The 24752-nt window shown below is 53.7% G+C and carries 17 protein-coding genes; 3 read left to right on the top strand and 14 right to left on the bottom strand.

Features of this window, described 5'->3' with window-relative positions; translation table 11 throughout:
* Positions 1-58: 58 nt before the first annotated feature.
* From C2I18_RS05770 to C2I18_RS05805, 8 genes are all read right to left on the bottom strand, one after another.
* On the bottom strand, positions 59-1246 hold the full coding sequence (locus C2I18_RS05770; protein WP_249900315.1) for a glycosyltransferase: 1188 nt from the start codon (positions 1244-1246) through the stop codon (positions 59-61).
* 186 nt (positions 1247-1432) lie between these two features.
* Positions 1433-2614 carry a glycosyltransferase family 4 protein gene (locus C2I18_RS05775; protein WP_249900316.1) on the bottom strand — a complete coding sequence of 394 codons (1182 nt, stop codon included), beginning with the start codon at positions 2612-2614 and terminating at the stop codon, positions 1433-1435.
* Positions 2615-2839: 225 nt separating this feature from the next.
* On the bottom strand, positions 2840-3994 hold the full coding sequence (locus tag C2I18_RS05780; protein ID WP_249900317.1) for a GGDEF domain-containing protein: 1155 nt from the start codon (positions 3992-3994) through the stop codon (positions 2840-2842).
* 84 nt (positions 3995-4078) lie between these two features.
* Positions 4079-5266 carry a GGDEF domain-containing protein gene (locus C2I18_RS05785; protein WP_249900318.1) on the bottom strand — a complete coding sequence of 396 codons (1188 nt, stop codon included), beginning with the start codon at positions 5264-5266 and terminating at the stop codon, positions 4079-4081.
* Between the two features lie 193 nt (positions 5267-5459).
* Positions 5460-6848 (bottom strand): UDP-N-acetylmuramate--L-alanine ligase, encoded by a 1389-nt coding sequence (gene murC / locus C2I18_RS05790; RefSeq protein ID WP_249900319.1) that lies wholly within the window; start codon positions 6846-6848, stop codon positions 5460-5462.
* Positions 6849-6855: 7 nt separating this feature from the next.
* Positions 6856-8232 (bottom strand): bifunctional folylpolyglutamate synthase/dihydrofolate synthase, encoded by a 1377-nt coding sequence (locus tag C2I18_RS05795; protein ID WP_249900320.1) that lies wholly within the window; start codon positions 8230-8232, stop codon positions 6856-6858.
* Positions 8233-8237: 5 nt separating this feature from the next.
* Entirely contained in the window at positions 8238-10934 is a 2697-nt protein-coding gene (locus C2I18_RS05800; protein ID WP_249902016.1) for a valine--tRNA ligase, read from the bottom strand.
* 551 nt (positions 10935-11485) lie between these two features.
* A complete protein-coding gene (locus C2I18_RS05805; protein WP_249900321.1) occupies positions 11486-12808 on the bottom strand; it encodes a LysM peptidoglycan-binding domain-containing protein in 1323 nt (440 codons plus the stop codon).
* 292 nt (positions 12809-13100) lie between these two features.
* Here C2I18_RS05805 and C2I18_RS05810 point away from each other — a divergent pair, with 292 nt between their 5' ends.
* Positions 13101-14336 (top strand): GGDEF domain-containing protein, encoded by a 1236-nt coding sequence (locus C2I18_RS05810; RefSeq protein WP_249900322.1) that lies wholly within the window; start codon positions 13101-13103, stop codon positions 14334-14336.
* A 113-nt stretch (positions 14337-14449) separates the two neighbouring features.
* On the opposite strand, the gene C2I18_RS05815 is transcribed toward C2I18_RS05810, so the two are convergent.
* Entirely contained in the window at positions 14450-15010 is a 561-nt protein-coding gene (locus tag C2I18_RS05815; RefSeq protein ID WP_249900323.1) for a TetR/AcrR family transcriptional regulator, read from the bottom strand.
* A gap of 135 nt (positions 15011-15145) precedes the next feature.
* Between C2I18_RS05815 and C2I18_RS05820 the strand changes: the two genes are divergently transcribed.
* The gene (locus C2I18_RS05820) at positions 15146-15781 is read left to right on the top strand and encodes a GNAT family N-acetyltransferase (protein ID WP_249900324.1); all 636 of its coding nucleotides are present in this window, start codon (positions 15146-15148) and stop codon (positions 15779-15781) included.
* 100 nt (positions 15782-15881) lie between these two features.
* Here the strand turns inward: C2I18_RS05820 and ypfJ are convergent, their stop codons facing one another.
* Positions 15882-16742, bottom strand: a complete 861-nt coding sequence (gene ypfJ, locus C2I18_RS05825) for a KPN_02809 family neutral zinc metallopeptidase (protein WP_249902017.1) — start codon at positions 16740-16742, stop codon at positions 15882-15884.
* A gap of 179 nt (positions 16743-16921) precedes the next feature.
* Complete coding sequence (locus tag C2I18_RS05830; RefSeq protein ID WP_249900325.1) at positions 16922-17809, bottom strand: helix-turn-helix transcriptional regulator; 888 nt, start codon at positions 17807-17809, stop codon at positions 16922-16924.
* A gap of 240 nt (positions 17810-18049) precedes the next feature.
* Between C2I18_RS05830 and C2I18_RS05835 the strand changes: the two genes are divergently transcribed.
* The gene (locus tag C2I18_RS05835) at positions 18050-20314 is read left to right on the top strand and encodes an FAD-dependent oxidoreductase (protein WP_249900326.1); all 2265 of its coding nucleotides are present in this window, start codon (positions 18050-18052) and stop codon (positions 20312-20314) included.
* 525 nt (positions 20315-20839) lie between these two features.
* Here C2I18_RS05835 and C2I18_RS05840 read toward each other — a convergent pair.
* The 3 genes from C2I18_RS05840 to hemB are packed head-to-tail and all read right to left on the bottom strand — an operon-like array spanning position 20840 to position 24307.
* Entirely contained in the window at positions 20840-21982 is a 1143-nt protein-coding gene (locus tag C2I18_RS05840; RefSeq protein ID WP_249900327.1) for an RluA family pseudouridine synthase, read from the bottom strand.
* Entirely contained in the window at positions 21979-23280 is a 1302-nt protein-coding gene (hemL, locus tag C2I18_RS05845) for a glutamate-1-semialdehyde 2,1-aminomutase (protein WP_249900328.1), read from the bottom strand. The genes C2I18_RS05840 and hemL overlap by 4 nt, the downstream gene beginning before the upstream one ends.
* Positions 23281-23308: 28 nt before the next feature.
* Positions 23309-24307: a porphobilinogen synthase gene (gene hemB, locus C2I18_RS05850; protein ID WP_249900329.1), complete on the bottom strand. Its 999-nt coding sequence runs from the start codon at positions 24305-24307 to the stop codon at positions 23309-23311.
* Between the last annotated feature and the right edge of the window lie 445 nt (positions 24308-24752).

The raw sequence follows: 24752 nt of genomic DNA on the forward strand, positions 1-24752 counted from the left end.
GTCTAATCTATAAGAGACTATATGATAGAGAGGCGGACAATATGCTATTTTGATATAATTACACCAGCTTCAGCACTTTGGCCTTAACAATGTCCGCTTCATAATCCGCAAGCAGAGTCCGGTATGCGGCATCGGCAATGATTGAACCGTGCTCCGGTGTCTGCAGCAGCCCGGCCACCTGCTCGGCCATCTCCCCCATCGTGCTTGCAAGCAGGATATTCCGCCCCGGCTGGCAATTCAGCTCCTCCGAGCCCTTCAGGCTGGTAACTACAGGTGTTCTTAACGCCCAGGCTTCCAAAATCTTGAGCTGGCCTCCGCAGCCTTCACGCAGCAAACCGACTACCGCCCTGGCCTTCCTTATGTATACATTAACATCCTCTCCCTCCTGCACGATGACAACGGAAGGATCTTCCTTGGAGAGTGCCAGCACCTCGGGATGGATTTCTCCGTCTCCGCCTGCTATAAAGCACCGGCAGTCAGGCACTTTAGCTTTGATTAACGGGTATATTTTCCGGTGGAAAATCAAGGCTGCATTCTTCCCCTGGCTCGTATGCATGTACCAGTGAAGCACAACCCCGTTCTCTTTGGACACGGGCTCATGATATGAATAATCGCGCAGATGGACAGATTGAGGGACCACATGCACCTTGCCCGCGTCCGCAAAGGATAAAGCCTTGAATGAGAGCGCATCCCACCCGGAGGCGGTCAGCAGCAGGCTGCTTTTGGTCAGCAGCTTGCGCTCTTCGCGGCGGGTAAGCGCTGCGTTCAGTTCATAGTAACGTCTGCTCAAGCCGCGCTTGCCGACCGCACCCGCCTCCAAATGCCTGCTTTCCATACGGAAGGCATCCGCAATAATCTTCGCATCAGGCAGCAGGGAGGAGACGATGTCGATACACTTTCCCAGCAGCCCCCGGCTGATAAATACGTGGCTGTAAGCGTTCAGCTTGCACATCTCTGCAATCTCCGAACGCAAATTTTTGTCTGTACGGGTAAGCCCTGCGCGGCTGTGCAGCTTATGCAGAGGATTCAGCAGGGACCGCTCCGGTCCTGTGGTCCGGTTGATGGTATGCACTTTAAGCTCAGATCCGATTCTGGAGTAGTCCCCCTGGCTGTCCTGGCAGTATTCCAGCAGATCAATATCGAATTTTTCCAGCAATATATCAAGTAAACTTCTTGTTCTTGCTGTTTCCTCAAGATCTTCAGGAGGACGATTCCGTGCGTATAAAAACAGCATTCTCTCTCTCATGATGTAGCTCCTTAGTCCCATCTGTATGGTTAGTTTCTCTATCTGTAACAGCAGAAAAAAAGCAGGCGGGACTTGTCCTGCCGCTCTTCATGTAACTTTAGATATAGATCAATAGTAGCGCATCCCCATCCTGAAGACTGTCGATTTTTGGCAGATAAAAAATTTATTTTATAAATATGAATAATTTCAGACAAGCGTAAGCAGCTTTTCGCGGACGCTTCCTGCCTCGTAGTGCTTCATAAGCGTCTGAAAAGCGCGGTCTGCCAATACAGCCCCCTGCTCCTGATCCTGAAGCAGCTTTACCACACTTTCTGCAAAGGTAACCGGATCATCGGCAATCATTATATTGGCTGAATCCTCATACAGCAGGCCTTCCGCCCCCTTGCTGCTGGCAACCACAGGTGTCTTCAGCGCCCAGGCCTCCAGAATTTTCAGGCGGGTTCCGCTTCCTTCCAGGAGAGGCGCAATCACCACCTGTGACCTGGATACATAATCCGCCACACTGTCCACATAGCCTGTGATTACAATGGATGAGTCCTTCTGCGCAAGAGTTGCAACATCGGGATGCACATCCCGGCCGACAATATACCATTTGATCTCCGGCACTTTAGCCTTAATCAGCGGGTATATGTCCCTGAAAAAATAAGCTGCAGCATTTACATTCGGAAAATAGTTCATATTGCCCGGCAGAATGATCCATTTTTCCTTCAGTGCGGGAGCCTTCCTGCTGTAATCGCTGATAACAATAAAATTGGGGATTACATGTACTTTGTGAGAATTCCCCGGTGACAGCGCCTTAAAAGCCCATCCATCCTGTTCCGAAGTCGCCAGCAGCAGGCTTGTTTTCTCCATAAGCTTCCGTTCATCCCGCTTTGTCCACCTTGCATTCAGGGAGAAGTACCCTTTGCTGATCCCTTTTTTCTTGTACGCAAGCTGTGACGATAACCCGCTCTCGAAATTATGGGCATCTGTAATGATTACAGCACCGGGCAGTACTTGGCGGACAATATCGATGCTGAATCCGAGCAGACTGTGGGAGATAAAGACATGCTTGTATGGGTTCGCACCGCATAGTCCGGTAATTTTGCCCGCCATATCCACGTCAGCATGGCTCATATACGAGCAGTTGCGCCATTTATAGAGCGAGCGGATCATTGCCCGCCGGTAACTCACAGAACGCCCCACTTCATGAATGGCAAGTCCCCGGTGCGGGGTGGCTTGTTGCCCTTGTTTCTGATTCCGGTAGGTCAGTAGATCAACATCATATTTTTCCAGCAGTATGTTCAGGATGTTCCCCGTTCTCAGCTTGCCCCCGCTGTCTTGCGGAAAAGGATTTTCTGCAGATATAAACAGTAACTTGTTCCTCATGGCTTCCTGCTCCTGTTCTTCTTTGTATATAATGTTAAGCGGCAAGGCTTCCCCGTATGTCCAGCATATATTACTCTAAAATAATTCTGGGTTTTGTCGTTTTATGGAATATATCTAAATTTTTATCATAAATATGATATTTTTCTTAACTTTCATCACAATGAATACACAAAAAAGCCCTTCCGTTGTCAAACGAAAGAGCCTGGAAATGAGGCATTATATTTTTTAGACACCAGTCTTACTCCCGTCGTAGCGCACGACACAGTTCCTTCCCTGCTGCTTGGCCGCATACAAGGCGGTATCGCTCAGCTTGTACAGCATATCCAGCGGCAGCCGTTCATCCGGCTGTATTGTAATGATTCCTATGCTTACTGTATAAGGCAGGGGGGCTTCGTCGATTACAGAGTTCTGGACGCTGAGACGCAGCCGTTCTGCAATCCCGCTGCTGTCTGCCTCACCGGCTCTGTGCAGGAGCACCGCAAATTCCTCCCCGCCGAATCTGCCGAACAGATCGCCGCTGCTGAGACAGCTTTCGATGTTGCGGGCAAAATCCCGCAGCACCTTATCGCCGGTGTCATGACCGAACGTATCATTTACATGTTTAAAGTGATCCACATCCAGCAGCAGAAAAGAAAAGGGCACCCCTTCCCTCGCTGCCGCAGCAATCAAAGGCCGGGCACGCAGTACAAAAGCTCTGCGGTTAAGGACACCGGTAAGCTCATCATAAGTAGCCACCCGTTCGAGTTCCGCATAGTTCTGCTCCCGGGAGAGCAGCATGAACCCCGCATTGCCGAGGAACATCAGCAGATACATGCCGACCGCGAAAAAATCCGCAAGGAATGCAGCCACCGCCCCCTCCAGCACAGGCAAAGACAGCTCCGCTAAAGCACGGCCGGCGGCAGCTGCAATCACCGTAATGTACATCAGGCCCATCAGCTTCTGCAGCGGAGTTTCCCTTAGCTTGATGCTTAACACATATGCCGGATAGGCAATGAACAGAATGCATGCCAGCAGCGTCCAGATGAATAGCTGAGAGGAATCCTTCCAGCCCAACAGATATACGGCCAGCAGCACAGAGGCAGATACCGCCGCAAACAGACCGTAATATTTCTTTATGCGGGCCGAGTATAGCCCCACAACCTTCAGCAGCGCCAGAGCTTCGACCGCTCCCCAGGCAAAGCCGGCCAGAATAATGAGCGGAAAGATGTAGCCGGCATTAATCTGTATCTGCAGCATTTGCAGGCCAAGAATCCACAGCTGAAGCAGCCTTGCCGTTAAAAACAGCCAGTAGGTTCCATCCTTCAAGTAACGCGACCGGTAAGCCAGTATAAGAACCGCAGTTAACAAATTACCAAAAAAGAGGCATATCAGCAGTGTCATAAGATCGAAATTGACAGCTATGAAGTTCACCTTCCTGATCCCGAATATCCATATGTATGTCCGTTCCTGCCGGCTGCACTGATATCACCGGGATCTGACTACCCTGTTTCTGCCCTCCTGCTTGGCCTGGTACAGCGCCCGGTCACAGAGCTTGTAGAGCATATTCAGTGATGTCCGGTGATCCGGAAGAACGGTAATGACGCCTATACTGACCGTATATTCAAAAGAATGGCTGGATCTTGAGGAGTCAACGACCGCCTGGCGCAGCTGTTCTGCCTTGATATCACTGGCCTCTTCATCCAGCCTGTAGAGCAGTACAGCGAATTCTTCCCCGCCGACTCTGCCGAATAAATCCCCGTTGCCCAGATTCCGTTCAATGGCTTTGGCAAAATCCTGCAGCACCGCATCGCCCTTCTCATGTCCGTATGTATCATTGATCTTCTTGAAATGATCCAAATCCAGCAGCAGCAGTGAATAATGTTCCTGTTTTTTGGCGGCAAGCGCCAGCTTGAGCTCGGCTTCCAGCAGAAACGTTCTGCGTCCCAGGATGCCGGTCAAAGAGTCATAGGAGGCTATTCTCTTCAGCTTCTCATAGGAATGCTCATTCGAGAGCAGGATAAATGCCAGGGTTCCCCCGAGCATGAAAAAGAACATGCACAGGTAATAGGAATACTGCGCCGAATTTGCCGACAGCGCTCCCATCTCCGGTTCCACAAACAGTGCGGCGAACGATCTCCACAGCATGGCGGCGGCAAACACATAAAAGATCATGCCGAGCATGCTCTGCAGCGGCGTCTTCTCCTTCATACGCATCAGGCTGTGACCCGGATAGATTACGAACAGCATGACCCAGAAGGATGTTGTCGCCACCCGCAGGTTCGGCTGGTTAAAAAACAAAACTACGAAAATAAAGCTGATGATACTGCCCGCCGTAATCAGCAGATAATACAGCTTTTCGGTGCGCCCCAGCATCCCCATCATAAGCAGCAGTGCAGCAATCTCAAGACCGCCTCCGGCGAGAATCAGGCCGTTGCTTAGCGGAATCACGATATAATCGGGCATTTTGTTCCACAGCAGAATAGAGCTCCAGTACAGCACCTGCAGCCATTTGGCTGCAATAAAAGCCACGGAGGCTATATCTTTGGAAAAATGAACCCGGTAAAAGGTAATCAGCAGAGCGATAAATAGATTACCTGTAATAAACAGGTACAACAACGTTCGGATATCAAGCTGGAAACCCATGAATACACCCACCATATGCGCGGTAATCATTGTATTATTATCTGAAAACTATAGCATTCCCCTGTTATTATCGGCAACTATTCTTTACTAAAATTTGGAGCTCTCTAAAATTACAATAACAGAAAAATATAGGAGATTCATCGAGTTCCCCAAAAAAACACCTTCAAGGTGACAGTCTCTTGAAGGTGTTCTAATGGGTATTGTAATTTTTGCGTTGATCAGCTTATTCCTGTGCACCCGGTTTGCGCAAGCCGTCAGCAAGCGTGTAGCCCACTTTCCAGATATCCCCTGCGCCCATAGTGAGCACCAGATCTCCCGGGGCAATCCGGTTCTGCAGATCAGCCAGCACATCTTCCTTGGTCGGCAAATGCCTTGCGCTTGCGTTACTGTTCTGCACAATCAGTTCCACAAGCCTGGCGGAGGTAACACCTTCGATCTGCTTCTCCCCGGCCGGTGAATAGATGTCGGTGATAATAACCTCATCCGCTTCGCTGAAGGCACGGCTGAAAGCATCCAGCAGGAAGAAGGTGCGGGTATACCGCTGCGGCTGGAATACGGCAATAATCCGTTTGCCTGTTGCCTTGGCTGCGCTGATGGTCGCCTGAATCTCCGTAGGGTGGTGGGCATAATCATCAATAACGAGAATGTCATTGACCTCTCCCAGCACCTGAAAACGCCGCTTGGCGCCATGGAACTTCACAATCGCCTCAGCAATGGCTTCAAACGCCACGCCCGACTTCAGACAGGCGATTACTGCAGCCATGGAATTGTACAGATTGTATTGTCCCGGAATAGACAGCTCGATCCGGCCCAGCACTTCCGCCCCATGGTTCATGGTATAAGATACCAGACGGTCACCAAGTACGATATCTGTAGCAATATAATCCGCATCAGGCGAGTTAATGCCGTAGGTAATGACATTGCCCTTCACTTCAGTCAAAAGCGAACGGGCTGTCTCATCATCCGCACAGACAATCGCCGTGCCGTCTTCGCGCAGCTGATTCATAAACTGCACATATGCGGCTTTGAGCTTGCCGAAATCACCGCCGTAATTCTCCAGGTGATCGGCTTCAATATTCGTAACAATCGCCAGCCAAGGATGGTACTGCAGGAAGGAGCCGTCGCTTTCATCCGCTTCCGCTACAACAAACTCCCCTTGTCCCGCCTTGGCATTCGTGCCGACATTCATAATTTCCCCGCCGATAATGTACGTAGGGTCCACGCCGCACTCTTCCATAATCAGGGCGATCATCGAAGAGGTGGTGGTTTTGCCGTGCGCCCCTGCAACAGCAACTCCCTTGCGCTCATTCAGCAGGCGGGCCAGCATTTGCGAACGGTGAAGAACAGGAATTTTGAGCCGTTCCGCTTCCACCCATTCCACATTATCGCTTGCGAGCGCCGTCGAATATACGACCAGATCCGCACCTTTAACCTGCTCGGCCGTATGGCCGATATAGACCTTGGCCCCTTTGGCAATCAATTTCTCGGTCAGTTCCTGGGCCGCCACATCGGAGCCCGTAACCGTGTATCCCATTTCCAGCATTACCCGGGCAATCGCGCTCATTCCGTAGCCGCCGATCCCTATAAAATGCACACGTTCAGTAGTATCCAACAGTTTGTCACCAGCCTTTTTCAGAATCGGGTTGCTGCAAAAGCGTACCGCGCACATCAGAAATCAGATACAGCGTTCCGGACACGACAGCAAGGTCGTCCTCTGCCGTGATACTCTGCAGCAGTTGCAGCGCTTTTCCCCAATTACGTTCTACTATAATTTTCAAGTTTGGTTTGGCATATTTCTCCCGCAGCCGTTCTGCAATGGCCTGCAGATCTTCCGCGTCCATTTTCTTCCGGAAATCCGGTTCGGTCAGGATGAGCGTATCCACTATAGGCAGTATATGCTTGAAGTATGACTCATGATGCTTATTTGCCAGCATCCCCATAAGCAAATTTAATTTGCTGTACGTATAGAACTGCGGCAGGCTCTTTGCCAGGCTCTCCGCGCCTTCAGGGTTATGCGCCCCGTCCAGCACCATCCGCGGAGACTTGCTGACTTCCTCCAGTCTGCCGGCCCAGAAGGTGCGGCGGAAACCCTCCAGCACATCCTCATCCTCCAGCATAAACGCCATATACTGGCGCAGTACCTCCAGTGCCATCATCGCCCCGGCTGCGTTGCTGAGCTGATGCTCGCCCTTCATGCCAATGCCGACTTCAAGTGAACGGAAAGGTCCCTTGAAGTTAAAGCTCTGTACGCCGTCCTTGATCCGGACATCGTCATAGCTGAATTGTTCTCCGGCAAGATAAAGAGTGGAACGGCAGGCGGCCGCTTTGGCCTTCAGCACCGCAATGGCTTCAGGCTGGCTGACACAGCTGACGGCCGGAACGCCGGGCTTGATAATTCCGGCCTTTTCTCCGGCAATGAGCTCCAGTGTATCTCCCAGCACATCGGTGTGATCATGGCCGACATTCGTGATGATGGATACGATCGGGGTGACGATGTTTGTAACATCCATCCTTCCCCCAAGACCTGTCTCCCATACGACCACATCAGGGTAGCAGCATTCCGCGTAATACAGAATCGCCAGTGCTGTGGCCACCTCGAACATTGTAGGCGAGCCAAGCTCACCCTCTGCAATCTCCTGAACAAGCGGATGCAGGGTATTCGCGAGCTGAGTCAGCGTATCTTCCGGAATATCCTCGCCGTTATATTGAAAACGGTTGGTAAATTTGGTGATGTAGGGAGAGGTGAAGGTCCCTACGCTGTAGCCGCTTTGTATCAGCACGCTGGTCAGGAAAGCACAGGTCGATCCCTTTCCGTTCGTTCCTGCAACGTGAATGAATTTCAGCTTGCGGTGCGGTTGCCCCAGCTTCTCCATCAGCAGTTCGATCCGCTCCAGGCCCGGACGGATGCCAAAAGGGATGAGGCTGTTGATCCAATCTACCGCTTCAGTATAAGAATTTAAGGGAGCGGTACGGCCGCTCCCGATCAGTTCTTCCATGTCCCTTATCCTCTCAGCTCTGCGATGCGGGCCAGCACTTTCTCGCGTTTTGCGGAATAGTCTGCCTGTTTTGCCCGTTCCTCTTCGATGACTTTAGCCGGAGCCTTGGCAACAAAGCCCTGGTTGCTAAGTTTCTTCTCTACACGTTCCACTTCGCTGTTCAGCGTCTGCACTTCTTTCTCAAGACGGATAATTTCCTGATCAATATCGATCAGCCCGGACAGCGGCAGCAGCAGCTCCGCTCCAGTAACAACAGCCGACATCACCTTATCCGGCGTTTGCGGCTGCAGTCCCGCTTCGAAAGAAGAGGTATTGCAGAACCGGCTGATGTAATTGCCGTTACGGCTGATAATGCTCAAGGTCTCTTCGCTGCCTGCCTTGATGATCAGCTCAACCTTTTTGCTCATTGGAACGTTCACTTCAGCTCGGATATTCCGCACTGCACGGATGATGTCCATCAGCAGGTTCATCTCCGCAACCGCTGCGTCATTCTCAAGTGCAGGGTCGTATTTAGGCCATTCCGCCAAAGTGATGGTCTCACCTTCATGCGGCAGATGCTGCCAGATTTCCTCGGTAATGAACGGCATGAACGGATGAATCAGGCGCAGCGTGCGGTCCAGCACATAGGCCAGCACCGATTGCGTCTTCGCTTTGGCAGCAGGATCTGTACCGTAAAACGACAGCTTCGCAAATTCGATATACCAGTCACACAGATCATCCCAGATGAAGTTGTACAGCAGGCGGCCTGTCTCACCATACTCGTACGAGTCAATTAGACGCGTAATATCGCGAGAAGTTTCGTTCAGGCGGTGTAAAATCCAGCGGTCTGCTGTCGAAAGCTCACCTGTGATGTCGATATCCTTAAATTGTACGCCTTCCAGATTCATCAGTGCAAAGCGCGATGCATTCCAGATCTTGTTGGCAAAGTTCCGCGCCTGCTCTACCTTTTCCATCCGGAAACGCAGATCCTGTCCGGCAGTGCTGCCGGTGGAGATCATATAGCGCATGGCATCCGCACCGTACTGCTCGATAACATCCAGCGGATCGATCCCGTTGCCGAGCGATTTGGACATTTTGCGTCCTTCGGCATCACGTACCAGACCGTGCATGAGCACATCGGAGAACGGCTTCTTGCCGGTGAACTCCAGGGCGGAGAAGATCATCCGTGCCACCCAGAAATAAATGATGTCATAACCGGTAACCAGAACATTGTTCGGATAGAAGCGCTGATAGTCGGCGCTGCTCTCGTCCGGCCAGCCCAGAGTGGCGAAAGGCCACAGGTTGGAGCTGAACCAGGTATCCAGAACATCCTCATCCTGTACCAGATCATCGAGACCGCTGATTTGACGGGCTTCCTCAATATCATTTGCAACAAATACTTCACCGGTAGACTCTGAATACCAGGCCGGGATACGGTGTCCCCACCACAGCTGGCGGGAAATACACCAGTCGCGGATATTTTCGATCCAGTTCAGATAGGTTTTCTCAAAACGGTCCGGCACGAATCTAACCCCGTCGCCGTCCTTCTGCGCAGCAATGGCCGCTTCAGCCAGCGGCTGCATTTTAACGAACCACTGTGTGGACAGGTAAGGCTCGATAACAGCTCCCGAACGCTCACTGTGCCCCACCTGATGCACGTGGTCCTCGATGGAGATCAGCACGCCCTGCGCTCTGAGGTCTGCAACGATATTCTTGCGGCATTCGCTGCGGTCCTGGCCATTGTAAGGGCCGGCTTCTTCGTTCATAACGCCGCCTTCATCCATCACGTTAATCTGCGGCAGATTGTGGCGCAGGCCTACCTCGAAGTCATTCGGGTCATGGGCCGGGGTGATCTTCACCGCACCGCTTCCGAATTCCTTGTCTACATAGTCATCCGCAACGACCGGAATCTCGCGGCCGATGATCGGCAGGATCAGCGTCTTGCCGATCAGATCCTTGTAGCGTTCATCCTTCGGATGTACGGCAACCGCAGTATCACCCAGCATGGTCTCAGGACGCGTCGTAGCTACTGTAATGAAGCCGCTGCCGTCCTTAAGCGGATACTTCAGATGATAGAGATGTCCGTTAACTTCCTTATATTCAACCTCGATATCCGAGAGGGCCGTACGTGCAGCCGGATCCCAGTTGATGATGCGTTTGCCGCGGTAGATCAGGCCTTTGCGGTACAGCTCAATAAAGACCTTTCGCACACCGCTGGACAGCCCTTCATCCAGGGTGAACCGTTCCCGCGAGTAGTCGAGGGACAGGCCCATTTTGGCCCATTGCTGATGAATGGTTTCGGCATACTGGTCTTTCCAGGCCCATACCTGCTCCAGGAATTTCTCGCGGCCGAGATCATGACGGGAAATGCCCTGCTGGCGCAGCTTCTGCTCCACCTTGGTCTGGGTAGCGATCCCCGCATGGTCTGTTCCCGGCAGCCAGAGGGTGTCATAGCCCTGCATCCGTTTCACGCGGATCAGAATATCCTGCAGGGTGAAGTCCAGCGCGTGCCCGATATGCAGCATGCCTGTTACGTTCGGCGGCGGGATAACGATGCTGTAAGGCTCGGCGTCAGGACGCAGCCCGGCCTTAAAAAATTCGTTCTCCATCCAGTAGGTGTACCATTTCTGCTCAGCCGCCTTCGGATCATATGTAGTCGGCATGTCGCTTTGCTTGTTATTTGCAGCCGCAGCGTTCTCTGCCGTATTCTGCAGGTCCGTCATCTCAGCCGCGTTGTTAATGTTGTCAGCCATCTCTATTCCCTCCACTGTGCTCATAGTCCAAAATAAATACAAAAAGGCCCTTCGTCTCAAAGGACGAAAGGCCATTCTTTCGCGGTACCACCTTTGTTTCGCGCATATACAAAAATAAACTCTGCCCGGTTCCTCACGAACCCTAAGCTTAGCGCGACACTCATGCAGATAACGGCTGCGTCCGGCCACTTCCTAACCTGTACTCGATACACAGAGGACAAGCTCAGAGGGGCGACTCCGGGGCGACTTCGGGGGCTGCATCCTGCGGAAGTTCACAGCAATTACAATTCCGCTCTCTGAAGGGCTGACCGCCTACTCTTCCCGTTCCCAGTCTTTACGTCAGATATTACTTATTAACATAATACATTTAGTGCTATTCCTAGTCAACCAGCATACACACAAACCGCCAGGTATATACCGCCCGTTGCAAAAATTCGCCGTACCTGTCCCAAACGCACAAAAAATCCCGATCGCTTCCGATCGGGACCCCGCGCCGGGGCAGGCTCAAGCCTGCCTGAATCCTAGGGAATGTACAGCACCTGGCCTTCTTCCACGCTCTGCCCGGAGAGCCGGTTGTACATGACGAGCTCTCTTGCACTCAGCTGATATTTCTCGGCGATGGAATCCAGTGTCTCCTCACGCTGGACAATGCACAGCCGCACTGTGCGGAACAGATCCTTCCCGCCCAGTCCGCCGATGAAGCGGCTTTTCCATTCACTTTCATTGCCGGCTTCCCTGGCTGCTGGTGCAGCAGGTGCAGCAGCAGTATCCTCTTCAGCCAAATTCTCCGGCTCCTTCCGCAAGCGGCTGGAGCCAAGCAGAGTGGAGAAGGTGAGCGGATCTTTGGTAGACAAGGCTTCTTCTTTTTTGCTGCCCAGTGCGACCTTGAGATCCTGCTTCTCTTCCTGCGGAGGCGCTGCATCTATAGCTGAGAACAGTTCATCTGCGCTCCCCTGGTCAATGAAGACTGCCGCATCCTCCTGGACAGGCTGTGTATCGGGCCCGCTTGAGTCCGCAGAGAGGGTGGGTCCTTCGTCATGGACTACATGTATTTCTAGGGGCGCCGCTGCCTGTTGAAGCGGAACCGGATCAGCAGCAGGCTCCTCCTTCTCCCTGGCGGCAAAAAAGTGATTGGTCAAAGGCTCAGCACTGCCGGAACCTGCGCCTTCAGGACGGGCATTAATACTATGCGTCTGCACCTTGGCTTCCTTCTCCCGCTGTACTGTGGAAGAAATTCCGGCGGACTCGGTTATTTCAGCATCCTCCGGCAGCGCGGGGCTGACAGCTTCCCCGGCAAACACCGTATGAAGCTGTTCTTCCGGCTGCTGCTCCCCGGCTCCTTCGCCGAAGGTCCACAAGGAATTCTCATACAGGACTTCATTCTCCTGCTCCCGGAATTCTGCCGTTATGTCCTTCGCCTGCCCTTCCTCTTCAGGTGAATAGGCAACCGTATACTCTTCCTGATGCCAGGCAGGCTGTGAGTCCGCTCCGCCGATCCCCCGCAGCGAGAGTACACCGGTAATATTGACAGTGCGCATTGTAAGCAGGTCAATATCGAAATTTTCGATCTCCACCCCTATGTCATCGAGCGAGCTGACCCGGGTCAGCGGAACTGTGATTTCCACAGGTATGGCATGCTCCAGACGCTCGGTCCGGTCATTTTCTCCCCGGTAAAGACCGGTGAGCAGCAGCTGGCCGTACAGCTCGGCCCGGTCCTCCCGCTGAATCACCTGGATTTCCGGAATCAGCTCCACCTCTTCCAGCTCAGCGATTCCCGGAAGTTCATCCGATAGGTGGATGCGTTCATAAATATCAAACCGCAAACCGTGGGACTGGTCAAACACGGGAAATGTCCTCCTTCTTGGCATAATCTAACCCTGAGACAAGCCCAGAGTATAAGCCCAAAATGTTACTCCTCTCATGTATATGCTTCTTTCATGAAGGCATGCCAATTTTGGAGACATCCTTTCAGTCCTTCCGCATGAACAAAGTATTATATGAACCGGACCGGCTGCCGGACATGGATATGCGTCTTTTTCCATTTGAAAATACGCTTTGTAAATCTATTCAAAAGCACTTTCGCATTTCAGCTTTTCAGGTATAATCGTTATAAATCCTGAAAGGAATTCCAATGTGATGTCCAAAGAACGGATATTCGACTTCTCGCTGTTTGCCGCTGCCGTCGCTATAGCCTTCGCCTCCGGCACCGGAATAACATTTGATCATATATATATAACGGCTCTGCTGCTGTACTGGGCCTTCTCAAGCTTTTACTTTCACCTGCGCATTGTAAGCCGGAGCGGCAACTCTACGATTGACTACGCCATCAGCTACAGCTCCTCCTTCGGCATTTTTGCCGGGCCGCTGGGCACCTTGGCCTTTGAGTGCATTTACCGCTTTACCGTATATTTTTACAAAAAGAAAACCAAAACGGCCGATCCCGGAGAATTCCTGGATACTTTTTATAACATCGGTTCAGCTACGCTTGCCGGCTCCATGTGTTATTATCTCTACAGATTTCTCTATCCGTATGTAGAAGGAATTCCGTTCGGCTACTGGCTGCTGTTCCTCTTTATCGTGTGGATCACTTCCATGGTGACTTCCACGCTGCTGGTCCTGGTCTTTATCATTTCGGGGGATGTGAAGAACTGGAACGAGGCCAAGCACCTGCTGTTCAAGAGCAGAACGCTGCTGGATTTCAGCAAAATCGCCCTGACCAACGCCCTGCTGCTGCGTCTTGTACAAGCGGAACAGTGGGAGATGACGGTCGCCCTCTTTCTGCTTAATTACATTGTCAGCATCTCGTTCTACTCCAAATCGCAGAGTGCCCAGGATAAATTTGAACGGGACAAGTTCGAGCAGATGGCTTACCGCGACTTTTTGACGGGGACGTACAACCGCGCGCATATGGACCTGATGATGAAAGAACTCGGCCAGGGCACGGAATGGATCGGCATCGTTGTCGCAGATATCGACCGGTTCAAAAAAATCAATGATAATTACAATCACGCCGTCGGCGATAAGGTGATCATTCATTTTGCCGATACGCTGAGAGCGCATTTGCAGGAGGAAGACATCCTGTTCCGCAGCGGCGGGGAAGAATTCACCATGTTCCTGAGAAATAAGACCTTTGAGCAGTGTTATGCCGCGATCGGGGCCATACTCAATAATGGTGACGGGTACAAAGCCAGCGCTGATTTTGAGGATCAGGAGATTCAGGTCCATTATTCCGCCTCATTCGGCCTGTATTATTTCCGGACCGACCCAAGGCAGAAGACTTCCATGGAAAAAGGGTATGTCAGCGCCGACCAGCTGCTGCTGGAATCCAAGAAGCTCGGCCGAAACAGGCTTTCCAGCAAGCAGGAGCTTTAGGGCATTGATGTATTAAACCAAGTAGGCGTTTACGCCCGTATAGAGCAGGAATCCGTCATATCCTGCCTGTACGGGCTTTTTGCGTACCCTCCGCCTCAGCTGTCGCTGTGCGTTCACTCTTCCAGCTTCAGCAGCAGCTGCTGTATGCGCAGAGACATTCCCGCCGGTTCCTCCTCCATGCCGCGCATGATCCAGTTTTCAAGGACTCCGGATACTCCTGCCGCAATGAACAGGCTTTCCGTCTCTTCAAACACCGTGGGTACATCCGGGTATTTCTCTTCGTTAAGCATTTCCTGCAGAATTTTCCCTTTGAAAAACCGCTTGAATTTGTCGGGCGTCAACAGGGTGTCCTCCGGATTAATCATCATGTTAAACAATGTTTTGTTGTGATAGATATATTCCGTTATTTTGTTAAAAAACTGCAGGATATCCTGGCGGTCTCTGATTGGGAAAGACGCATCGTAGAACTCGTTTAACTGATCAAACATCTCCGCTTCAATTTCACTGTATAAGTGGTAAATATCCCTGTAATGCAAATAAAAAGTACCTCTGCCGATATCGGCCAGCTCCGTAATCTCATAAATGGTTATTTTAGAAATAGACTTTTTATCCAGCAGTGTCAGAAAAGCTTGTTTAACCGCTGCCTTGGTCCTGGCCGATCGTCTGTCTCCCACCCAATAACCCCCCGTTTCTGTACAATGATGATCATTTTGTTCATTAATGGACACCCGGAAGTACATTCACTATATTTTTGCGGATGCCCGCTTATTACAATAAGAAAAATCAAAACATTAAGCAGGGAGGCTGTCATGAATTCATACCGCTTGGCTAAAAAAAATGAACTGCATGAAGTTGCCGCATTGTTTACGGAGTCTTTCAGGGAATATCCTTTGTTCCAGCTGCTTCTGGCACCCGGCAAAGATTATAACAATCAGTTATTTAAGCTTAATTATACCAATACCAAGTCTTACTTCCAGCAGAACGCCTGCTTTGTCGGAACAATGGATGGTACAATCGTCTCTGCTGTCCTGCTTAAAAAAAGCGAGGTGAACCCTCCCGGGTTCTTTCAATATTTGTTCAATGGCGGAGTGGCGCTGGCGGCAGGGGCCGGTATCCGGAGGATTATCCATATTTTAAAAACGCTGGATACGATGAAGGAGGCTGTTAACCGTTACGGGCAGGACAGCTGGTACATTGATTCTTTGGCCGTTGCGGAAGGCTATCAGGGGAAGAGCCTGGGGAGCGGATTGTTTAATACCTTTATTTTTCCTTATGTCAGCAGGCACGGGGGTGGTCCCATTACACTTGTTACCCACACAGAACTGAACAAGAAGTTTTATTGCAAAAACGGCTTTGAGGTTTTTAGCGAATACAGCATCGGGCCAGAGGGCAATCAAATCACCAACTATAGTTTCCGGCAGGTTGTACCTCCCGGCAGTCCATAAATGAATATCTTCCGTAACCTCCTCCTGTATGGCGGTCTTAATGCAAAAGCCGTTCACCCGGATTCCGGAATGAACGGCTTTGTGATGTGCCGGATGAACCTTATAATGCTGTTGCGCCGAACGTGTCGCCGCCTTCAATGGTACCGGAATTAAAGCCTTTGTAAAACCATCGTTTGCGCTGTTCAGAGGTTCCGTGGGTGAAGCTGTCCGGCACCGCATAGCCCTGCGCCTGCTTCTGGATCGTATCGTCACCGACCGCGCTCGCCGCAGTCAGTGCCTCCTCCAGATCGCCTTCCTCCAGCAGGTTCATCCCCTGCGCATGATGCGCCCAGACCCCGGCCAGATAATCGGCCTGCAGCTCAAAGCGGACCTGATACTGGTTGTACTCTTTTTCGCTCAGGTTCTGGCGTGCCGCATTCAGCTTCTGTGAGGTGCCCAGGAGCGTCTGGACATGATGGCCGACCTCATGGGCAATTACGTAAGCCATCGCGAAATCACCCGGTGCCTGAAAACGCTGCTGCAGCTCATCATAAAAGCTGAGGTCAATGTACAGCTTCTGGTCCCCCGGACAATAAAACGGGCCTACCGCCGAAGTCGCCGTACCGCATGCCGAGCTCACACTTCCGCTGTAAAGCACCAGCACCGGCTCCTTATAAGTCATTCCCTCTGCCTGGAACACTTCTCCCCAGACCTCCTCCGTATCCGCAAGCACCACAGACACAAATTCCGAAAGCTCCTGCTCCTGTGCCGTCTGCTCATAAGGGGCGGAACTATTGGAGGTTGTCCCGCTGCCAGTCAGATTTCCCAGAATATCTCCGGCATTGCCGCCGCTAAGCAGCGTCACAATCACCACCAGAATAATCCCGCCGATTCCGCCGCCGATCATCTTTCCGCCGCCCATACCGCCCCGGCCCCTGCGGTCTTCTACATTCGAGCTGCCTCTTCTGCCCTGCCATTTCATCGCCATGCCCCCAGTCGTATTTATGATAAGACCCCCTGACCTCTGCCAGGTTCGATAGAAGTGAAAATAGCTTATTAGTGTTATACCCAAATTTTGCAGTTTATCACTTCCACTTGCTGGGGGCTGGCGGCAGGGAATTTAAGAAGGCATATATGACAGGTACCTATCCTCCCGCGCCCCTACACGTGGTGATTCTTCCGGAAGGCGGAGGGGGTGATGCCGAAAGTCCGCGTAAATACCCGGCTTAAATAGAAGCCGTTGTCGTAACCGGCCGCCTCGGCAATCTCGGCCAGCGTCATCTCTGTGTCCCGGAGCATCATCCGTGCCCGCTCCAGCCTCAGCGCCTTCAGATATTCGGATGGGGTCTGTCCATACGTCCGTCTGAAGCGGCGCGTCATTTGGACCGGGCTGAGTCCCAGCCCGTCCGCCAGGTCCCGCAGGTTGAAGGGCCCGGCGGCACCCGAAGCGATTCTCGCTGCGGCTTCCATCATAAGTGCATCGTCCTTCACCCCCTGCCCCTGCGTTTCCTGCTGTGCGGCGTTCTCAAGCTCCAGCAGCTCCAGCATGTCATGCAGCAGATGCTCCTTCCAGCGCCGGACTGCTTCCCTGCCGTCTTCGGCATAAAAACGCAAATAAGCATAATCGGCGAACAGCCGCTGCTGATCAAGAGGACGGTGTTTGCCAAAAAAGTTCAAAGACGGCAGCGCGGAAGTATGGGAAGCCTGCGGGCTTACCGGTGCGGGTGTGTGACGCATGCTGATGTCCGGTACAGACACGGCTGGCCCGCCGCAGGAATCCGGCTTCTGTTCGCTAAACTGTATGTAATGGAAGGTCAGCGGCGTTACTGTTCTTCTGGCGAACCGTACGCCCGGCGGACATACCACAATGTCACCGGGACCCGCGCTGCCGCCCGCCCGGCGCCCCTCTTCCCTCTCGTCCGCATCCCCGCCAAGCATGTACTGGAATTCCCCTTCTTCCACCGCGAAGGCAACCCAGTTGTCGTACAAGTCCGCCTCCAGCGCAAACCGGGTTTTATGCTGCCAGTAAATATGGTTTAGTAGCTTCAAACAATCTCCTCCTGGTTCCTGTCCGGCAGCTGCGCGCCTTCTCAAGGGTCTACCGCTGCCTGCCCGTGTACAGCCTGGTCAGTGCCGGACCTACTGCAGTGAAATAAAGTATATGGTTTATGATATAATAATGCATTTTAAAACTTTTTTCAGCCGTTATGATGAAATAGAGGACAATACTTCAAGCAGCGCACCTTACGCTCAGCTGCTTATAAAACCATTCGGGGAGTGTCTATATACATGAAACACGAGCAAGCGGTTTACGACGTGACGGTCATCGGAGGAGGACTGGCGGGCGTGTGTGCGGCGGTCGCTGCGGCCAGACAGGGAAGTAAGGTTGCACTGGTGCAGAACAGGCCGGTGCTTGGAGGCAATTCCAGCAGTGAGGTACGGGTGTGGGTATGCGGGGCAACAGCGCATGGAACCAACCGTTACGCCCGGGAAACGGGTATCATGGGCGAGCTGTTCGTGGAGAACCAGTACCGCAATCCGGAAGGCAATCCGTATATGTGGGACCTGATTTTGCTTGAAGCAGTAAAAGCGGAATCCAATATCACGCTGTATTTAAACACCGACGTGCATGAAGTTCAGGCAGATGGACCGGCAGAAGACCGGGTTATTCGTTCTGTTACCGGCTGGATGATGGGTTCGGAAAGGCGCATCACGCTGGAGAGCAGTTTGTATATCGACTGCACGGGCGACGGGCTTGTCGGATTCCTGGCCGGAGCCGAGTTCATGCTGGGCAGGGAAGCCCGGTCCCGTTTCGGCGAGGAATGGGCACCGGAGGTTGCCGATTCCATTACGCTCGGCAGCACGCTGCTGTTCTATACGAAGGACGCCGGGGAGCCGGTAGATTTTGTCCCGCCCTCCTTCGCCAAGGATATTACACACACGCCGATTCCCCTCCGGCGCGTTATCCGCAGCGGAGACTCCGGCTGTTATTACTGGTGGATCGAATGGGGCGGCGAACACGACACTTTGCATGACAACGAAATGATCCGCGACGAGCTGTGGTCAGTGATTTATGGCATTTGGGATTATATCAAAAACTCCGGCAATTTCGAAGCCGCCAATATGACGCTGGAATGGGTAGGCTCGTTGCCCGGCAAGCGCGAATACCGCCGTTTCACCGGCGATTACGTGCTGAACCAGAACGATATTATCGGACAGCGGGATTTCTCCGACGCCGTTGCTTTCGGCGGCTGGTCGATCGACCTGCATCCGCCGCAGGGCATGTACGCCGAAGAAAGCGGCTCTAAGCATTGGCATTCCGATGGCGTATACCATGTCCCTTTTCGTTCGCTCTATTCCGCCAATGTGCGCAACATGCTCATGGCAGGCCGGAATATCAGCGCGTCCCACGTCGCCTTCGGCACGACGCGCGTCATGGCTACCTGCGCATGCCTCGGCGAAGCGGCAGGCACGGGCGCGGCGCTGTGCGCAGCACTCGGCCTGACACCGCGCCAGCTGCACGGCGGGCAGCTAGGACTGCTGAAGCAGACGCTGCTGCGTGCGGACGCCTCTATCATCGGACTGCGCAGCAGGGATGAGCGCGATCTTGCACCGCGGGCGGATATCAGCGCTTCCAGCGCCTGGACGGAGCCTGCGCGCGAGGTCTCTGCCGGGACGCACCGCCTGGTGGCAGACGCCGCTCTGCTGCTGCCGGTGGACCCGGCGCTGGACGGGATCAAGCTGCTGCTTGATGCCGCAGACACCGCCGCCGTCCGGCTTGAGCTCTGGGATACAGGGAGAGCGGAGAACTACGTGCCGCATTGCCTGCAGGCGGAGGCGGAGGTCATCGTGACGCCAGGCGAGCGCCAGTGGGTGAACTTCGGCTTGCACTGGAAGCCGGAACATCCGCAGAATGCCTTCATCATCGTGAAGGCGAATCCTGCCATATCGCTGCACCAGTCGGAAGAGGCAGCGGGCGGTGTGCTGGTCTTCTTCCGTAATGACGGCAGCGGGCAGACGCGGGACTTCGGCGATCTTCAACCGGATCAGAAGGTGATGGAATGGCAGATGCGGGGCGAAAGCCGGCGGCCTTTCTGCTTCCGGCTGGGGAATCCGAGCGAAGCCTTTCTGCCCCGTCAGGCGGTTAACGGCTACCGCCGGCCGTACGGCGGTCCTAACATGTGGCTGTCTGCACCGATGCTTCCCGGCCGTGCGGAGTGGCTGCGCCTCAACTGGGATAAGGTGCAGACAGTGGCACAGGTGCATCTTATATTCAATGACGACGTCAATGAAGATCTTGTCAATCTGCACCATCACCGGACCCCGTTCCGGGTGATGCCTGAGCTGGTAAAGTCCTACCGGCTCGAAGCGCTGGCGGATGAAGGCTGGATCTCCGTGGCCGAAGGCCTGGACAACCGCCGCCGTAAAGCCGTCCATGTGCTGGCGCAGCCTGTCCGTACCTCCTCGCTGCGGCTCGTCGTGGAGGAAACCAACGGCAGCCGGCATGCTGAGCTGGTTGAAATCCGGGTGTACGGGGACGAGCAGCACGAGTAATGGGGATGCGTCTACCAATGATGAACCTAAGTGGAATTTCTCCAGCTAATTCTCCAGTAAATACGAGTATTACAACACTAGATGGAAAAACTCCACTTAAATGGACGCAATGCGTCTCCAAAACGATGTATCCGCCCAAATAGCTGGAGATTTTCCAGCTAAAGCTCACAAATGAGGAAAAAGGCTAAAATTAGGTGGAGAAAATCCAACTACGGCCCGGCAGCCATCTCACTGAGAAGCCGGATAGAATGCCTTCTTCAATACCCGCAGCAACACAAATAAAACGCGCCGGAAGCAGGGGATGACCCGCTTCCGGCGCGTTATTCAAGTTACTTGGGTGGCGGGAACTCCAATTGCAGCGCTTCTGTCAAAAGCTGCGTATACCATAGAGCTTAAACCACGCAGTGAAATTAATGTGCCTTTTGTATCGCCTGCAGCATAGCGTGTCAACCACAACGCCTGCATGTACATTACTGTGTACCTAATAATCATAAAAGCGACAGTGCAGCGTGCCCGCTGCCCGTTCTACTGCCCGCCAAGCTGCTTCCGCAGGCGCAGCATATCCTCCGGCCAAGGATCGGCGACCTCGATCCGCTCCTTGCTCCAGGGATGGCGGAACACCAGTGCTTCGCCATGCAGGGCCTGGCGGGCAAACACACCGGAATTCGCGGGAGTCTCTGCGGTCCCGCGGCGCCCGGTGCCGGCAGAATGTGCGGCAGCTGTGCTCCTGCCGGAACCGGAGCGATCCTGTCCGGCCGGGCCGGTTACCGGGCCGCCTTGTCCCCCGGCAGCCTTACCAAACCCGGGACCACCCGGCTTTCCGGTATCCAGCCACACGCTGGATCCATTCTGCACATCCGCGCCATAGCTCCAGCTCCGGCCGCTATACAGCTCATCGCCAATCAGCGGATGGCCCATATGGCTGAGATGGACGCGGATCTGGTGCGTGCGCCCGGTCTCCAGCTCTACCTGAAGCGAAGTTCCGCCGTTCAGCGCTTCGCGCCCGACAATCCGCGTCACCGCAGCCTGGCCGCCGGGCGAGACTCTTCTGCGCGCCGCATGATGGCGGTCCCGGCCAATCGGGGCATCGATCACCTTCAGCCCCGGCGGCACCGCTCCCTCCACAATCGCGGCGTACAGCCGCGATACTGCCTTGGCGCGCATATCTTCATCCAGCACCAGCTGCGCGTATTCATTCTTCGCGTAAAGGACAGGACCCGTGGTGTCCTTGTCCAGACGGTGAATATGCCGGACAGCAATCCCTCCGCCGGAAGCGGCATAATGCCCGGCAACAATATGGTCCAGCGTAACCTCCCTGCCGCTGCCGTCCGGGTGAACGGCCATCCCGGCAGGCTTATGGACAACAAGGCAGAAGTCATCCTCAAAAAGGACTTCCGCCTCCTGCCATACCGGCTCAATGCCGGCTTCCCGGAACGGGAACAGCGCCAGCCGCAGCCGGTCGCCCTTCCACTGGATGCCGCCCTCGCGGCGCAGCCGCGCGTGCAGCTTCGCCGGCATGCCTGCCGTCTCCAGCAGCCAGCGGTCGATGGCCACCTCCCGCTCGGCAGCCCCGGTTACTACCCGTCCGGGCATGACCTCCAGCCACTCCCCGCGCCGGGTCCAGGACCCCCCGCCCTTTACGGAGCTTCCTTCTCCGCCAGACGTCACAGGGATTTCAAGGCCTTGTAATGGGCCTCAATCGTATCATCGATATCCTGCTCGCTGTGCACCGCAGAGACGAACATGCCCTCGAACTGCGATGGCGGAACGCTGATGCCCTGATCGAGCATTTTGCCGAAATAGCTGCGGAACATGTCCAGATTACTGGTCTTTGCCGTTTCGAAGTTAATGACCGGCCCTTCGGTAAAGAACGGGCAGACCATGGAACCTACACGGTTAATCGTCAGCGGTATGCCGATTTCTTCACTGTTGCGTCTAAGGCCTGCTTCCAGACGTGCGCCCAGTGTTTCCAGACGGTCATAAACCTCCGGAGTCAGGAGCTTCAGCGTGCTGTAGCCTGCTGCCATCGCCAGCGGATTTCCGCTCAGTGTACCCGCCTGATAGATCGGACCGGCCGGAGCGATCTGCTCCATAATCTCCTTGCGTCCGCCATAAGCGCCCACCGGAAGCCCGCCGCCGATGACTTTGCCGAAGCAGGTCAGATCCGGCTCAATGCCGAACAATCCCTGCGCACAGCCCTGGTTCACCCGGAAGCCTGTCATGACCTCGTCAAAAATCAGCAAGGCCCCATACCCCGTAGTCACCTTGCGCAGTCCATCAAGGAATCCCGGAAGTGGCGGTACAACGCCCATATTTCCGGCGATCGGCTCCACAATCACTGCGGCAATCTCGTTGCCGTAACGTTCGAAGGCGATTTTGACACCTTCCAGGTCATTGTACGGTACCGTAATCGTATTTACTGCCACGCCTTCCGGCACACCGGGGCTGTCAGGCAATCCCAGAGTAGCTACGCCGGAGCCGGCTTTGATCAGCAGACTGTCCGCATGGCCATGGTAAGAGCCTTCGAATTTTACAATTTTGCTGCGTCCTGTGTATCCCCGGGCCAGCCGGATCGCACTCATTGTAGCTTCAGTGCCGGAGTTAACCATCCGGACGATGTCTACGGAAGGAACACGTTCTACAACCAGTTTGGCCATTTCCGTCTCCAGCAGGGTAGGTGCGCCGAAGCTTGTCCCTTTTACCGCGGTCTCCTGCAGCGCCTTCACCACCTCAGGGTGGGCATGACCCATAATGAGCGGTCCCCATGAGCAGACGTAGTCAATAAAGCTGTTGCCGTCAATATCATAAATGCGCGAACCCGCGCCGTGATCCACATACACCGGTGTTAAGCCTACGGATTTGAACGCCCGCACCGGGCTGTTCACCCCGCCGGGAATATACTGCTTCGCTTCTTCAAAAGCCTTCCGGGAAGCGTCTTCCCGGCGCGATAATGGCACATTGCCCATTCTTTACCCACTCCTGTCCTGTTGTTGGTTACCCGCGCAGCCAGCGTGCTGCATCCTTGGCAAAATAAGTAATGATCACATCGGCACCGGCCCGCTTCATCCCGGTCAGCATTTCCATCACGACAGCCTGTTCATCGATCCAGCCCTGCTGCGCCGCCGCCTTAACCATGGAGTATTCTCCGCTCACGTTATACGCAACAAGCGGCAAATCGAACTGGTCGCGGATCGTCCGGATGACATCAAGGTAGGCCAAAGCCGGCTTGACCATCAGCATATCTGCACCTTCCAGCACGTCAGAATCCGCCTCGCGGATCGCTTCACGGAGGTTGGCGGGATCCATCTGGTAGGTTTTGCGGTTGCCGAACTGCGGCGCTGAATCCGCTGCTTCACGGAACGGCCCGTAGAACGCGGAGGCGTATTTTACCGAATAAGACATAATCGGCACATGCTCGAACCCGTTATCATCCAATCCGGCGCGAATCGCCTGCACGAATCCGTCCATCATGTTCGAAGGTGCAATAATATCCGCTCCAGCCTTGGCCTGGGATACCGCAGTACGGGTCAGCAGCTCAAGCGACGCATCGTTGATGACATCACCGTGTACAACGCCGTCAACGGTATGCGTATGAACCATACCGCAGTGGCCGTGGTCCGTAAACTCACACAGGCAGGTATCAGCTACGACCAGCAGGTCCGGATACCACTTTTTGATCAGCCGTGTCGCTTCCTGCACAATCCCGTCATCCGCAAAGCCCGACGTACCGATAGCATCCTTCGTCTCGGGAATACCGAACAGCAGAACCGCCGGAATGCCGAGCAAAACGATTTCGTCGACTTCAGCCTTCAGCATATCCAGCGAAAAATGATACACGCCAGGCATCGAGCCGATTTCATTCTTGACGCCTGTTCCGTAAGTGACAAATATAGGCTGGATAAAATCCAGCGTGTTAAGCACCGTCTCCCGCACCATCCCGCGGATTCCCGCTGAACCGCGCAGACGGCGGTGCCGTGTAATTGGAAAGCTCATGATTACATCCTCCTGTTAATTTAATATGTAAAAAACCGGCATCGGCGCTTCCTTGTTGCTGATATTTGTTCACGGCAAGGAAGCTGCAGCATTCCATGTGCTCAGGTCTTGATAGGGAGCGCCTAAACACAGCGCTATCGTAAAGTTCATGGGCCGCACCGACAGCCTCACCTGACCGCAGTTATTACAAATTCGTACGCTGCACTGACAGTCTAATGCTGCCTGCAGTTATCATAAATTCGTACGCTGTCGGACAGGCAAATCCTGCCCGCAGTTATCACTAATTCGTACGGTGCACTGACAGTCTGACGCTGCCTGCAGTTATCCCATTAGCCCTATGCTTCCCAGACAGATTTGAACCGCCCAACTCCGCCGTAGTTGCACTTTATACATCTAAATCGCCAATTTTCCTCGGAGTAACTGGCATAGCTGTATTCTGTACAGT

It is taken from the genome of Paenibacillus sp. PK3_47 (assembly GCF_023520895.1).
Classification (GTDB): domain Bacteria; phylum Bacillota; class Bacilli; order Paenibacillales; family Paenibacillaceae; genus Paenibacillus_AQ.

Bases quoted from the DNA above. Each gene is read 5' to 3' on its own strand.
- hemL (WP_249900328.1), bottom strand. From the start codon at position 23,280: ATGGGCAATGTGCCATTATCGCGCCGGGAAGACGCTTCCCGGAAGGCT.
- C2I18_RS05800 (WP_249902016.1), bottom strand. From the start codon at position 10,934: ATGACGGACCTGCAGAATACGGCAGAGAACGCTGCGGCTGCAAATAAC.
- C2I18_RS05770 (WP_249900315.1), bottom strand. From the start codon at position 1,246: ATGAGAGAGAGAATGCTGTTTTTATACGCACGGAATCGTCCTCCTGAA.
- C2I18_RS05820 (WP_249900324.1), top strand. From the start codon at position 15,146: ATGAATTCATACCGCTTGGCTAAAAAAAATGAACTGCATGAAGTTGCC.
- ypfJ (WP_249902017.1), bottom strand. From the start codon at position 16,742: ATGAAATGGCAGGGCAGAAGAGGCAGCTCGAATGTAGAAGACCGCAGG.
- hemB (WP_249900329.1), bottom strand. From the start codon at position 24,307: ATGAGCTTTCCAATTACACGGCACCGCCGTCTGCGCGGTTCAGCGGGA.
- C2I18_RS05795 (WP_249900320.1), bottom strand. From the start codon at position 8,232: ATGGAAGAACTGATCGGGAGCGGCCGTACCGCTCCCTTAAATTCTTAT.
- C2I18_RS05780 (WP_249900317.1), bottom strand. From the start codon at position 3,994: ATGACACTGCTGATATGCCTCTTTTTTGGTAATTTGTTAACTGCGGTT.
- C2I18_RS05785 (WP_249900318.1), bottom strand. From the start codon at position 5,266: ATGATTACCGCGCATATGGTGGGTGTATTCATGGGTTTCCAGCTTGAT.
- C2I18_RS05775 (WP_249900316.1), bottom strand. From the start codon at position 2,614: ATGAGGAACAAGTTACTGTTTATATCTGCAGAAAATCCTTTTCCGCAA.
- C2I18_RS05835 (WP_249900326.1), top strand. From the start codon at position 18,050: ATGAAACACGAGCAAGCGGTTTACGACGTGACGGTCATCGGAGGAGGA.
- C2I18_RS05810 (WP_249900322.1), top strand. From the start codon at position 13,101: ATGTCCAAAGAACGGATATTCGACTTCTCGCTGTTTGCCGCTGCCGTC.